Origin of the sequence: Cellulosimicrobium sp. JZ28, from assembly GCF_015327065.1 — a bacterium.
Taxonomy (GTDB): Bacteria; Actinomycetota; Actinomycetes; order Actinomycetales; family Cellulomonadaceae; genus Cellulosimicrobium; species Cellulosimicrobium funkei.
In genome coordinates, this window is the sequence record NZ_CP017660.1 from 2634071 (window position 1) to 2647318 (window position 13248).

At 75.1% G+C, this 13248-nt stretch carries 11 protein-coding genes and 1 tRNA gene; 2 read left to right on the top strand and 10 right to left on the bottom strand.

What is annotated here, in order from left to right:
* Position 1: 1 nt before the first annotated feature.
* From prfA to argS, 8 genes are all read right to left on the bottom strand, one after another.
* Positions 2-1105: a peptide chain release factor 1 gene (prfA, locus tag BJP59_RS11945; RefSeq protein ID WP_043655669.1), complete on the bottom strand. Its 1104-nt coding sequence runs from the start codon at positions 1103-1105 to the stop codon at positions 2-4.
* Positions 1106-1307: 202 nt separating this feature from the next.
* Positions 1308-1526, bottom strand: coding sequence for a 50S ribosomal protein L31 (gene rpmE, locus BJP59_RS11950; RefSeq protein ID WP_021483241.1), 219 nt, complete (start codon positions 1524-1526; stop codon positions 1308-1310).
* A 163-nt stretch (positions 1527-1689) separates the two neighbouring features.
* A complete protein-coding gene (rho, locus tag BJP59_RS11955; protein ID WP_194521025.1) occupies positions 1690-3798 on the bottom strand; it encodes a transcription termination factor Rho in 2109 nt (702 codons plus the stop codon).
* A 249-nt stretch (positions 3799-4047) separates the two neighbouring features.
* Positions 4048-4977, bottom strand: coding sequence for a homoserine kinase (gene thrB / locus BJP59_RS11960; protein ID WP_194521026.1), 930 nt, complete (start codon positions 4975-4977; stop codon positions 4048-4050).
* A complete protein-coding gene (gene thrC / locus BJP59_RS11965; protein WP_076405984.1) occupies positions 4977-6080 on the bottom strand; it encodes a threonine synthase in 1104 nt (367 codons plus the stop codon). Before thrC ends, thrB begins: the two co-directional genes overlap by 1 nt.
* Positions 6080-7417, bottom strand: a complete 1338-nt coding sequence (locus BJP59_RS11970; RefSeq protein WP_194521027.1) for a homoserine dehydrogenase — start codon at positions 7415-7417, stop codon at positions 6080-6082. The genes thrC and BJP59_RS11970 overlap by 1 nt, the downstream gene beginning before the upstream one ends.
* 159 nt (positions 7418-7576) lie before the next feature.
* Positions 7577-8965, bottom strand: coding sequence for a diaminopimelate decarboxylase (gene lysA / locus BJP59_RS11975; protein WP_194521028.1), 1389 nt, complete (start codon positions 8963-8965; stop codon positions 7577-7579).
* Positions 8962-10647, bottom strand: a complete 1686-nt coding sequence (argS, locus tag BJP59_RS11980) for an arginine--tRNA ligase (protein ID WP_194521029.1) — start codon at positions 10645-10647, stop codon at positions 8962-8964. Before argS ends, lysA begins: the two co-directional genes overlap by 4 nt.
* Before the next feature lie 215 nt (positions 10648-10862).
* On the opposite strand from argS, the gene BJP59_RS11985 reads away from it, so the two are divergent.
* Together BJP59_RS11985 and BJP59_RS11990 are read left to right on the top strand one after the other, a co-directional pair.
* A tRNA-Arg gene (locus BJP59_RS11985) sits at positions 10863-10935 on the top strand.
* 111 nt (positions 10936-11046) lie between these two features.
* A complete protein-coding gene (locus tag BJP59_RS11990) occupies positions 11047-11679 on the top strand; it encodes a CYTH domain-containing protein (RefSeq protein ID WP_194521030.1) in 633 nt (210 codons plus the stop codon).
* Positions 11680-11715: 36 nt separating this feature from the next.
* On the opposite strand, the gene BJP59_RS11995 is transcribed toward BJP59_RS11990, so the two are convergent.
* Both BJP59_RS11995 and BJP59_RS12000 read right to left on the bottom strand, forming a co-directional pair.
* Positions 11716-12279 carry a hypothetical protein gene (locus BJP59_RS11995; protein ID WP_194521031.1) on the bottom strand — a complete coding sequence of 188 codons (564 nt, stop codon included), beginning with the start codon at positions 12277-12279 and terminating at the stop codon, positions 11716-11718.
* A gap of 55 nt (positions 12280-12334) precedes the next feature.
* Complete coding sequence (locus tag BJP59_RS12000; protein WP_034655110.1) at positions 12335-13141, bottom strand: M15 family metallopeptidase; 807 nt, start codon at positions 13139-13141, stop codon at positions 12335-12337.
* Between the last annotated feature and the right edge of the window lie 107 nt (positions 13142-13248).

Here is a 13248-nt window from a genome sequence, read left to right on the forward strand (position 1 = left end):
CTCAGGCCTCGCCCGCGGCGGCGAGCCGGGCCGCCTCGTCCGCCTCCACGGCCGAGCGCACGACGGGGTCGAGGTCGCCGTCGAGCACCTGGTCGAGGTTGTACGCCTTGTACCCGGTGCGGTGGTCCGCGATGCGGTTCTCCGGGAAGTTGTACGTGCGGATGCGCTCGGAGCGGTCGACCGTCCGCACCTGGGAGCGCCGCAGGTCCGCCGCCTCCGCGGCGGCCGCCTCCTGCTGCGCGGCGAGCAGGCGCGCGCGCAGCACGCGCATCGCCTGCTCCCGGTTCTGGAGCTGCGACTTCTCGTTCTGCATCGACACGACGATCCCCGTCGGCAGGTGCGTGATCCGCACCGCGGAGTCGGTCGTGTTGACCGACTGCCCGCCCGGGCCCGACGAGCGGTAGACGTCGATGCGCAGGTCGTTCGGGTCGATCTCGACCTCGCCCGCGTCCTCGACCTCGGGGAACACGAGCACCCCGGCAGCAGACGTGTGGATGCGGCCCTGCGACTCCGTCACGGGCACGCGCTGGACGCGGTGCACGCCGCCCTCGTACTTGAGGTTGGCCCAGACGCCCTCGGCCGGGTCGGACGGCGTGCTGCGCGCCTTCACCGCGACCTGGACGTCCTTGTAGCCGCCGAGGTCGGAGTCGGTCGACTCGAGGACCTCCGTCTTCCAGCCGCGGCGCTCGGCGTACCGCAGGTACATGCGCAGCAGGTCGCCCGCGAACAGGGCCGACTCCTCGCCGCCCTCCCCCGCCTTGATCTCGAGGATGACGTCGCGGCCGTCGTCGGGGTCGCGCGGGACGAGCACGCGGCGCAGGCGCTCGCGCGCCTCCTCCTCGGTGGCGCGCAGGCCCGGGAGCTCGTCGGCGAACGCGTCGCCGTCGTCGCCGCCCAGCGCGGCGAGCTCGGCCGCGGCCTCGGCGTCGTCGCTCGCCTCGCGCCACGCGCGGTACGCGCCCACGACCTGGTTCAGCTCGGCGTAGCGCCGCCCGAGCGTGCGGGCGCGGCCCGCGTCGGCGTGGACGGCCGGGTCGGCGAGCTGCGCCTCGATCTCGGCGTGCTCGGCCAGCAACGGCACGACGGCGGCGAACGACTCGGTCACGGACGGCTCCTCGGGCGGTACGGCGGTGCGGGACGGCGGTCGCGGCGCGGCGCGCGGGCGCCGGGCGTGCGGTCGCACGCGGGCGCGTCCCGGGGTCCGGCGCTCCGGCCGGCCCCCGACAACGCGACAGCGCCGGTGGTCCGAGCGCACCGACTGCCCCTGGAGAGGTTGTCGGGCGCGGACCACCGGCGCTGCGGTGCTGCTACTTGTCGGCGTCCTTCTTGCCGTAGCGCGCCTGGAAGCGGGCCACGCGGCCACCGGTGTCGAGGATCTTCTGCTTGCCCGTGTAGAACGGGTGGCAGGCGCTGCACACGTCGGAGCTGATCTTGCCCGACGCCTCGGTGCTGCGCGTCACGAACGTGTTCCCGCAGGTGCACGTCACCTCGGTGACGACGTACTCGGGGTGGATACCAGACTTCACGGTTTTCTCCTTGGGGTGACGTCTCCGGGTCAGGTGCGGCTACCGCACCTGTGAACCGGCGACAGGCGGCCTGACGAGCGCAGGCCGACGAACCATTGTGCCAGACCGCGCGGGGCCCCGAGAACTTCCCGGGGCCACCCGCCGTCGGTGACCGGGCGACGCGTCAGATCGTGCGGCCGACGTTGTCGTCGTCGGCCAGCCCGCCGGGCGTCGTCTTCTGGACGTGCAGCAGGAACTCGACGTTCGTCTGCGTCTTCTTGAGCTGGCCGAGCAGCAGCTCGATCGCCTGCTGCTGGTCGAGGGCGCCCATGACGCGGCGGAGCTTGTAGATGATCTTCAGCTCGTCCTGCGACATGAGGATCTCCTCGCGGCGCGTGCCGGACGCGTTGACGTCCACGGCCGGGAAGATGCGCTTGTCCGCGAGGTTGCGGGACAGGCGGAGCTCCATGTTCCCCGTGCCCTTGAACTCCTCGAAGATGACCTCGTCCATCTTCGAGCCCGTCTCCACGAGCGCCGAGGCGAGGATCGTCAGGGAGCCGCCGTTCTCGATGTTGCGCGCCGCGCCGAAGAACCGCTTCGGCGGGTAGAGCGCGGACGCGTCCACACCACCGGACAGGATGCGGCCCGAGGCCGGTGCCGCGAGGTTGTACGCGCGCGACAGGCGGGTGAGCGAGTCGAGGAGCACCACGACGTCCTGACCGAGCTCGACCAGGCGCTTCGCGCGCTCGATCGCGAGCTCGGCGACGATCGTGTGGTCCGACGCGGGGCGGTCGAACGTCGAGGCGATGACCTCGCCGCGGACCGTGCGCTCCATGTCGGTCACCTCTTCGGGCCGCTCGTCCACGAGCACCACCATGAGGTGGACCTCGGGGTTGTTCGCGGCGATCGCGTTGGCGATCTGCTGCATGATGATCGTCTTGCCGGCCTTGGGCGGCGCGACGATGAGACCGCGCTGGCCCTTGCCGATCGGCGCGACGATGTCGATGACGCGCGGCGTGAGACGCGTGGCCTCGGAGTTCTCGAGGCGCAGACGCTCCTGCGGGTACAGCGGCGTGAGCCGGTTGAACTCCGGACGCTCGCGCGCCTCCTCGGGCGACATGCCGTTGACCGTGTCCAGGCGGACGAGCGCGTTGAACTTCTGGCGCGCGGTGTTGCCCTGGTTCTCGCCCTCGCGCGGCTGGCGCACGGCGCCCGTCACGGCGTCGCCGCGGCGCAGCCCGGCCTTCTTCACCTGGCCGAGCGACACGTAGACGTCGTTGTTGCCCGGCAGGTAGCCGCTGGTGCGGACGAACGCGTAGTTGTCGAGGATGTCGAGGATGCCCGCGACGGGGAGCAGGACGTCGTCCTCGTTGACCTCGATGTCGTCGAGGCCCGAGAGGTCCGGTCCCTGGCGGTTGCGGCCACGCTTGCGGTCGCGGTCGCGACCACGGTCGCGGCCCCGACGGCGGCGCCCGCCGCGCTCGTCGTCCAGGAGCTGGCGGTCGTCACGGCGGTCGCCCTGACGCTCGCCCCGGCCCTGCTGGCCGGACTGCTTCTCCGGTTGCTGCTCGCGCTGGCGCTCGCCGCCCTGCCCGTCGCGCTGGCGGTCGGCGCGCGGCGCGTCGCCGTCGCCCTCGCCCGTGCGCGGGGCACCGGCACCGCGGCCCGCACGACGCGAGCCGCGCTCGCCCGTGACCAGGCCGACGGCGGCCGCGGCGCGCGCAGCACGCTCGTCGGGCGACTCGTTCGCGATGTCGCGCGTGCGCACGCCCTCGCCGAGGGCCTCGGCGACCGCGGCCGCGGCCTCCGAGCGCGCGTCGCGGCGGCCGTCGCGGCGCTCGCCGCGCTGCTCCGTGCGCTGCTCGTCGGCGCGCACCGGGAGGTCGAGCACGGGAGCGGCGGTGCGCTCCTCGCGGCTCGCGGCCGACGGCGCGTCCTGACGCGTCGCCGGGGAGTCGGTGCCGGCCGCGGGGCTCGCCGCGGGCCGCTCGGCGCGACGGCTGCGGCCGCGCCCCGAGGCGACGGGCGCCTCGGTCGTCTCACGCGACGCGGCGGGCGCCGCGTTCGTGTCGCGCCGCGACGCGGCGGGGCGCTCGGAGGCGCCCTGCTCGCCCGTGCGGGCGCGGATGACGTCCACGAGATCGCCCTTGCGCATCTTGGACGTGCCCTTGACCCCGAGCTGCGAGGCGAGCGCCTGCAGCTCCGGGAGGCGCAGGGTGGAGAGCGCGCCGTTCCGGGCGGTACCGCCGGCAGCGGTCGCGCTGCTCGTGGCGGTGTCGATGGTGTCTGTCACGAAGGACCCTTCCCCCTCGTTTGCGTCCGTCTCTCAGAGGGCGGACCGCGGGTGGTCGACGCCCGGCCGTGACGGCCGGCGCGCAGGTGTCACCACGCGTCAGTGGTACGACGACGTCATCTGACGCGGGCTGGATTGCCTTCTCTCGGACGGGCTCTGTCGCGGCACTTCCGCGCTGGAGAACGCTCGACTGCTGATGCGAGAGCGTGACCGAAGGCTGAGACCATCCTAGCACCGGCAGGACAGCGGTCAGAGCCGTTCGGCGACGACCCCGCGCGTGTCGACGTCGAGGCGGCGTACCGACCAGTCCGCGCTCCCCCCGACGAGCTCGTCCGCGACGCCCGCGACCTCGTCGAGGCGCTCCGCCGCAGCCAGGACGAGGACCGTGGGGCCGGCACCCGACACCGTCGCCGCGAGCCCCCGTGCCCGCAGCGCGCGGACGAGCTCGGACGTCGTCGGCATGACGCCGGCACGGTACCCCTGGTGGAGCCGGTCGTCGGTCGCGTCGAGGAGCAGGTCGGGGCGTCGCGTGAGCGCCTCGACCAGCAGGGCGGACCGACCCACGTTGAACGCCGCGTCGGCGTGCGGCACGTGCGCCGGGAGCACCCCGCGCGCGCGGCTCGTCGCGAGCCGCGCCGAGGGGACCAGCACCGTCGCCCGCAGGTCGGGGTGCACGTCGAGCCGGACGGCACGCGCCCCGGCCCCGGGCGTCCCGCTCTCCCACGCGACGGTCGCGCCGCCGAGCAGCGCGGGCGCCGCGTTGTCCGGGTGGCCCTCGATCGAGGTCGCGAGGCCGAGCGCGACGTCGTCGTCGAGGACCGACGGGTCGGCGACGAGCGCGCGCGCCGCCACGATGCCCGCGACGACGGCCGCGGCGGACGAGCCGAGGCCCCGCCCGTGCGGGACGCGGTTGACGCACGTCAGGTGCAGGCCCGTCTGCGGCGCACCCGCCACGTCGAGCGCGGCCCGCAGGGCCCGCACCACCAGGTGGGACTCGTCGCCGGGCACCTCTCCGGCGCCCTCGCCCTCGACGTCGACCACGACGTCGTCGCTCGCGAGCGCGCGCACCTCGAGCACGTCGTGCAGCGCGAGCGCGAGGCCCAGCGCGTCGAAGCCGGGGCCGAGGTTCGCGCTCGTCGCGGGGACGCGCACCCGTACGTGGTCCGCGCCGAGCTGCATCAGTCGAGCCCGAGGGCGTCGGCGATGGACACGACGTCGGCGGTCACGCGCGTCGGCTCGACCTCGGTGCCGTCGAGCGTGCGCAGCGCCCACTGCGGGTCCTTGAGCCCGTGACCGGTGACCGTGACGACGATCCGCGCGCCCGCGGGCACGAGCCCGCGCTCGGCGCGCGCGAGGATCCCGGCGACGCCGGCGGCCGACGCGGGCTCGACGAACACGCCGACCTCGCTCGACAGGACGCGGTGCGCCGCGAGGATCTGCTCGTCGGAGACGGCCTCGATGACGCCGCCCGACTCGTCGCGCGCGGCCTCGGCGAGCTCCCACGACGCGGGGTTGCCGATGCGGATGGCGGTCGCGACGGTCTCGGGCTCCGTGATCGGGTGGCCCGCGACGATCGGCGCGGCGCCCGCCGCCTGGAAGCCCCACATCTGCGGCGTGCGCGTCGCGACGGCCGGCAGGCCCTCCCCCGCGTGCCCGGCGGCGCCCTGGCCCGCGTACTCGCGGAAGCCCTTCCAGTACGCGGTGATGTTCCCCGCGTTGCCGACGGGCAGCGCGTGGATGTCCGGGGCGTCGCCGAGCGCGTCGACGATCTCGAACGCGCCCGTCTTCTGGCCCTCGATGCGGTCGGGGTTGACCGAGTTCACGAGCTCGACCGGGTACGCCTCGGCGAGCTTGCGCGCCGCGACGAGGCAGTCGTCGAAGTTGCCGTCGACCTGGAGCAGCCGCGCGCCGTGCGCGATCGCCTGGCTCAGCTTGCCCATCGCGATCTTGCCGTCCGGGACGAGCACCGCGCACGTCATCCCCGCGCGCACCGCGTAGGCGGCCGCCGACGCCGACGTGTTGCCCGTGGACGCGCACACGACCGCCTGCGCGCCGCGCCCCGCGGCCGCCGAGATCGCCGTCGTCATGCCGCGGTCCTTGAACGACCCCGTGGGGTTCATGCCCTCGACCTTGACGAACACCTGCGCGCCCGTGCGCGCGGAGAGCGCCGGCGCCTCGACGAGCGGCGTGCCGCCCTCGCCGAGCGTGACGATCCGCTCGGCGACGTGCGCCGGCAGCCGGTCGCGGTACTCGGAGATGATGCCTCTCCACTGGTGGGCCATCAGGCTCCCTCGACTCTCAGGACGGACGTGATCGTGCGGACGGGCTCGAGCTCGGCGACCGCCGCGACGGTGGCCGACAGCGCCGACTCGGGCGCCGCGTGCGTGGTGATGAGGAGCTCCGCGACGCCGGGCTCGGCGACGTCGGCAGCGCCGCGCGCCGTCGGCTGGCGGACCGCCTCGATGGACACGCCGTGCTCGGCGAGCGCGTGCGCGACCTGCGCGAGCACGCCGGGGCGGTCCTCGACGTCGAGCCGCACCTGGTAGCGCGTGACCGCGGCGCTCGCCGGGAGGATCGGGAGCTCGGCGTACGTGGACTCCTGCGGCCCCTTGCCCCCCAGCACGCGGTGGCGGGCGGCGGAGACGACGTCGCCCAGGACGGCGGACGCCGTCGGGGCGCCGCCCGCGCCGCGCCCGTAGAACATGAGCTCGCCCGCGGACTCGGCCTCGACGAACACGGCGTTGAACGAGCCGCGCACGTTCGCGAGCGGGTGCGAGGTCGGCACGAGCGCCGGGTGCACGCGCACGGACACGCCCGCCTCCCCGGTCGCGCCGCCGTCGCGCCGCTCGGCGATGGCGAGCAGCTTGATGACGTGGCCCGTCTGCGCGGCCCACGCGACGTCGTCTGCCGTGACGGCGAGGATGCCCTCGCGCGCGACGTCGTCGAGCGACACGCGCGTGTGGAACGCGAGGCTCGCGAGGATCGCCGCCTTCGCCGCGGCGTCGTACCCCTCGACGTCGGCCGTCGGGTCGGCCTCCGCGTAGCCGAGGACCTGGGCCTCCCGGACGGCCTCGTCGAGGCCCCGGCCCGTCGTGGCCATCTGGTCGAGCACGTAGTTGGTCGTCCCGTTGACGATGCCGAGCACGCGGCGCACGCGGTCGCCCGCGAGCGACTCGCGCACCGGGCGCACGATCGGGATGGCGCCCGCGACGGCGGCCTCGAAGTAGATGTCCACCCCGGCGGCGTCGGCCGCCTTGTAGAGCGTGGGGCCGTCCTCGGCGAGGAGGGCCTTGTTCGCCGTCACGACGGCGGCGCCCGCCCCGATCGCGCGCAGCAGGAGCGACCGCGCGGGCTCGGTGCCGCCCATCACCTCGATGACGATGTCGGCGCGCTCGACGAGGCTCGCCGCGTCCTCCGTGAGCAGCGACCGGTCCACGGCGGCGTCGCGCGGGGCGGACGCGTCGCGGACCGCGATCCCGACGAGCTCCAGGGGCGCACCGACCCGGGACGCGAGGTCGTCGGCCTGCTCCGTGAGCAGCCGCGCGACCTGGGTGCCGACGACGCCGCACCCCAGCAGGGCGACGCGCAGGGGCGGGTGGGACTCGGCGGCAGACGGCACGACGGACCTTCCTCGGGTGGTCAGGACGGGTGCGGCGCCGGGCGCGGCCCGGGTCGTGCCCGGGTGGCTCGGGAGCCGCAGGCACAGGATACGGCGACGCGCGTGCCCGCCCGGGGCGTGCCCACAGGTCGGATGCCGACCTGTGGGCGCGCCGGCGGGTCAGCCCTCGTCGAGCGCCAGCAGGTCCTCGACGGTCTCGCGCCGCACGAGCACGCGGCTCGTGCCGTCGTGCACGGCGACCACGGGAGGACGCGTCAGCAGGTTGTAGTTCGACGCCATCGAGCGGCCGTAGGCCCCCGTGGCGGGCACCGCGAGCAGGTCGCCCGCGCGCACGTCCCCGGGGAGCTGCACCTCGTGGACGACGATGTCGCCGCTCTCGCAGTGCTTGCCCACGACCCGCGCGAGCACGGGCCCGGCCTCGGAGGCCCGGCCGACGACCTCGGCGTGGTACTGCGCCGCGTAGAGCGCGGGGCGGATGTTGTCGCTCATGCCGCCGTCCACCGACACGTACGTGCGCACGCGCCCGTCGTCGAGGGTCACGGGCTTCACCGTGCCGACCGTGTAGAGCGTGAGGCCGGCCGGCCCGACGATCGCGCGCCCCGGCTCGATCGAGAAGCGCGGCAGCGGCGTGCCGAGCTCCGCGGCCACCGCCTCGACCGCGCGCGCGACGTCCTTCGCGACGCGCTCCGGGTCGAGCGCGACGTCGCCCGGGAGGTAGGCGATGCCGTAGCCGCCGCCGATGTCGACCTCGTCGACGAGCACGCCCGAGCGGGCCGCGAGCCGCGCCCGTAGCTCCAGCACCGCGCACGCCGCGACCTCGAAGCCCGAGGGGTCGAGGATCTGGGAGCCGATGTGCGAGTGGATCCCGAGCAGGCGCAGCTCGGGGCGCGCGACGACGTCGAGCAGCGCCGTCATCGCCGGGGAGTCGCCGGCCACGCCGCCGTCCGCAGGGCGCGGCGCGGCGATCGACAGCCCGAACTTCTGGTCCTCGTGCGCGGTCGAGATGTACTCGTGCCCGCCCGCGTGGACGCCCGTCGTCACGCGGACCATGACGGGCGCGACCACGCCGCGCTCGCCCGCGAGCCGCGCGACGCGCTCGACCTCGACGAGCGAGTCGACGATGATCCGGCCCACGCCCTCGTCGAGCGCCCGGCCGATCTCGGCGTCGGACTTGTTGTTGCCGTGCAGGCCGATCTCCGGGCCGGGGACGCCGGCGCGCAGCGCGACGGCGAGCTCTCCCCCGCTCGCGGTGTCGACGCGCAGGCCCTCCTCGCGCGCCCAGCGCGCGACGGCCACGGTGAGCAGCGCCTTGCCCGCGTAGTACACGTCGACGTCCGACCCGACGGCGCGGAACGCCGTCTCGAACGCCGTCCGGTACGCGCGCGCCCGGGCGCGGAAGTCCGCCTCGTCGAGCACGTACGCGGGCGTCCCGTGCTCGGCCGCGAGGTCGTGGACGTCGACGCCCGCGACCTCGACCACGCCGTCGTCCCGGCGCCGCACGCCGCGCGACCACGGCTCGCCGGGGTGTCCCGGCAGGCCCGTGCTCACATGCGCTCCGGCGCGCTCACGCCGAGCAGCCCCAGGCCGTTGGCGAGGACCTGGCGCACCGCGTCGTTGAGCCACAGGCGCGTGCGGTGCGTGTCCGTGACCTCCTCGTCCGGGTACGGCAGCACGCGCTGCGACTTCTGCTGGTACCACGTGTGGTAGTCCCCGGCCAGGGCCTCGAGGTAGCGCGCGACGCGGTGCGGCTCGCGCAGCTCGGCCGCCTGGGCGACGATGCGCGGGAACTCGGTGAGACGCCCGACGAGCGCCGCCTCGCTCGGGTGGTCGAGCAGCGCGGGCTCGAACCCGTCGGCGCGCGCGACGCCGCGGTCGGCCGCGTTGCGGTCCACCGCCGCGGTGCGCGAGTGCGCGTACTGCACGTAGTAGACGGGGTTCTCGTTCGTCGCCCGCGCGAGCAGGTCGAGGTCGAGGTCGATGTTCTGGTCCGCGGACGAGCGCGCGAGCGAGTAGCGCGCGGCGTCGACCCCGACGGCGTCCACCAGGTCCTCCAGCGTCACGACCGTCCCGGCGCGCTTGGACATGCGCACGGGCTGGCCGTCCTTGACGAGGTTGACCATCTGCCCGATGAGGAGCTGCAGGTTCTTCCCCGGGGTGTCGCCGAAGGCCGCGCAGACCGCCATCATGCGGCCGACGTACCCGTGGTGGTCGGCGCCGAGCATGATGATGACCTCGTCGAAGCCGCGCTCGCGCTTGTCGAGGTAGTAGGCGATGTCGCCCGCGATGTAGGCCGCCTCGCCGTCGGACTTGATGACGACGCGGTCCTTGTCGTCGCCGAAGTCGGTCGTGCGCAGCCAGGTCGCGCCGTCCTTCTCGAACATGTGACCGGACGCGCGCAGGCGCTCGACGGCGCGCTCGACGGCGCCCGACTCGTGCAGCGAGTCCTCGTGGAAGTAGACGTCGAAGTCGACGCCGAAGTCGTGCAGCGACGCCTTGATCTCGCCGAACATGCGCTCGACGCCGCGCGCGCGGAAGACCTCCTGCGCCTCGGCGTCCGGGAGCGTGCGCGGGTCGGGGTCGCCCGCGGCGACGGCGTCGGCGACGACCGCGTCGGCGATCTCGGTGATGTACTCGCCGCCGTACCCGTCCTCCGGCGCCTCCTGGCCGCGCGAGCGCGCGAGCAGCGAGCGCGCGAAGCGGTCGATCTGGGCGCCGTGGTCGTTGAAGTAGTACTCCCGCGTCACGTCCGCGCCGCTCGCCTCGAGCACGCGCGCGAGCGAGTCGCCGACGGCGGCCCAGCGGACGCCGCCGATGTGGATGGGCCCGGTCGGGTTCGCGGAGACGAACTCGAGGTTGACCTTCTTGCCCGCCTCGGAGTCGCCGCGCCCGTACGCCGGGCCGGCCTCGACGATCGTGCGCGCGAGCTCGCCCGCGGCGGCCGCGTCGAGCGAGATGTTGAGGAAGCCGGGGCCGGCGACGTCCACGGCCCGGATGCCCGGGTGCGCGGCGAGGCGGCGCGCGAGGTCCTCGGCGAGCGCGCGCGGCGTCGTTCCCGCCTTCTTGGCGAGCTGCAGCGCGACGTTCGTGGCCCAGTCGCCGTGCTCGCGCTGGCGGGGTCGCTCCACGTGGACGCTCTCGGGGACCGCGGTCGGGTCCAGGGCGAGGGTGCCGTCGGCGACGGCGGCGGCCAGGGCAGCGCTCAGCGCTTCGGAGAGCTCGTCGGGGGTCACCGGGCGATTCTACCGAGGCGCGGGGGCCGCCCGTCGCGCCATTTCGCCGCCGCCCGTCCCGCCGCGCCGGCGGCCGGGCCCGCTCCCCCGCGTCTCCGCGCCGGGCCGGAGCACCGGGGCGGCGCACCCGGTCGGCAGCCGACCGCGGCCGGGTCCGCGCACCCCCTGCGGGCTGGTAGTCTCGTGCATCGCGTCGGCGGTCACCGTCGGCGCTCGCCCTCGTAGCTCAGTGGATAGAGCGTCTGCCTCCGGAGCAGAAGGTCGTAGGTTCGAATCCTATCGAGGGCACCCGATCCGCTCCGACGAGCCCGGCCCGCCTCGCGCGGCCGGGCTCGCGCCGTCTCCGGGCCCGCTGCGCGAGGTCCGCCACGACCCGCGCGCTCCCGCTACGGTGGGGCCATGACCGACGGCGGCTACGGGGACTTCGAGTTCGAGCGCCGGTTCCTCGTGCGCGAGCTGCCCGAGGACCTGCGCGACGCGCCCGCCCTCATCGTGCAGAGCTACTACCTGGCCGACGAGGGCTACGCGCTGCGGCTGCGCGCCAAGGTGCCCACGGTCGACGCGACGATGGACGCCACGATCGACCCGGTCCGGCTCCTCGACCGCTACGCCCCCGCCGTCGACCTGTGCACGCTCACCGTCAAGGGCCCCATGGCCGGCGGCACGCGCTACGAGGCGGAGCGCGAGGTCGACGTGGCGGTGGGCGTCCAAATGATCCGCCGCGGCGGTGCGCGCGTCGTCAAGACCCGCTACTCCGTGTGGGTCGGGGCCGACGGCTGGGTCGTCGACGTGTTCGGCGGGGCGAACCACCCGCTCGTCGTCGCGGAGTGCGAGCGCACCGGTCCCGTCACGGACCTGCAGATCCCCGCGTTCTGCGTCACCGAGCTCACGGACGACCCCCGGTTCTCCAACGACGCGCTCGCGGGCCGCCCCTACGGCGCGTGGCGCGAGGAGTTCGAGGCCGAGCTCGCCGCGTCGGGCCCGCGGTTCCTCCAGGACTTCGGCCGCAACGAGCGGCTCTCCGGCCCGTAGGCACCGCGCGAGCGCGCCCGGACGCCGGGCCTTCGGTCAGCGCAGCGCGTCCGCAGCCGCGCACACCGCGGCGACGTCGAACCGGACCGTGCGCCCGTCGACCGGCACCCACCCGGGCTCGTGCCCGAACAGGACCGCCCACGGCAGCGCGCCGGGCGACACGTGCTCGCGCGCCCGGTCGTGCGCGCGAGCCTCCGCGACCTCGCGCTCGACGGCGTCCTCCAGCGCGACGAGGTCGGCCCGCACCGCGTCGCCCTTCTCCGTGAGCCGGCGCGACCGCCCCGCCTCCAGGTAGCCGTCGTGGCGGGCGCTGCGCACGACCTGGCGCGCGGCGTCGTGCACCCGGTGGCGCAGGGCGTCGTCGGCAGGGTCGAGCGCGACGCGCGCCTCCTCGTCCGCCGTCTCGCCGAAGAGGGTCGACAGCGCGAGGTGCTCGCGCTCGGAGGCACGCGACGCGTCGAGGAGGACGAGGACGGGAGGCTCGCCGGGCGCCGTCGGCTCCACGCGGACGAGGCCGCCCACGGCGAGGCTCAGCACCTGCGCGGCGAGCGCGTGCTCGGGACGGCGCAGGACGACCGCGGCGAGGAGCAGGTCGGCCACGGTCCGACGATACGGCGCGAGGCGGCCGTCCGCGGGGCGACCGGCCGGGGGCGCGTCAGGAGTTCTGGATCTCCTCGACACCCTGGACGAACTCGAAGTGCCAGGGCTCGTAGGCGCCGCTGCCGCCGCGCTTGGCCCACGCCGGGTTGGCCCAGCCGTACGTGGCGCCGTTCTGGTTGATCCACGCGTAGACCTCGCGCGAGCCGGTCTCCACGGAGCAGAGGTCGATCGCGAGCCCCCACCCGTGCATGGACCAGCCGGGGGGCGCCGCGAAGGCGCCGCGGGAGGACTTGAGCGAGACCTGCGTCGAGAGCGTGCGGTACGACGACACGAGGCAGAGGTCCCGGCCGAAGGTCGCCCGGAACGCCTCGTTCATCGCGGAGAGCGCGACGGCCGCGTCGGGTCGCAGGTGCTCGTCCGCCTGCCACAGCTCGCACAGGGCGTGCTCGTCGAGGTTGCCGTTCGTGCCCTCGGGCCGGACGGTCGGGTCGCAGCCCGGCAGCGGGTCGCGGGCGGCGGAGCGGGAGGCCGCCTCGCGGCGCACCTCGACGCGGGGCGCGGCGGCGACGCTCGGCGAGACGGCGGGTGCGGTCGCGGCGGCGGTCGCGAGGTCGAGCGCGCTCGGGCCGACGGGGCGGGTCTCCGGCTCGAAGGGCGACCCGCTGCCGAGCGCGTCGTCGGCGCCCGCGGAGAGCGGCATCGCGATGGTCGCGGCGGCGAGCGTCCCGAGGACGGCGACGCGCGGCACCCAGCGGTGCTGGCTGGAGACCTGTGCCTGGGGGCGGCGACGCCGGGAGCCCTGCTCCGCCTCGCGCCGGGCCCGTCGTGAGTCGAGGGCGGGTGCGCCGTGCTGCGACTCCACCCGCCACCTGCCTCTCACGTCGTCGGGGTGGCTCCGAGCCACCGATGACCGATCAATCACGGAACAGTAACGAAGGGCTCCGGCGATGCCAAGTCCCCTGCTCAGAG

Coding starts and splice junctions, on each gene's coding strand:
- thrB (WP_194521026.1), bottom strand. CDS start 4,977: ATGCAGCTCGGCGCGGACCACGTACGGGTGCGCGTCCCCGCGACGAGC.
- thrC (WP_076405984.1), bottom strand. CDS start 6,080: ATGGCCCACCAGTGGAGAGGCATCATCTCCGAGTACCGCGACCGGCTG.
- BJP59_RS11990 (WP_194521030.1), top strand. CDS start 11,047: ATGACCGACGGCGGCTACGGGGACTTCGAGTTCGAGCGCCGGTTCCTC.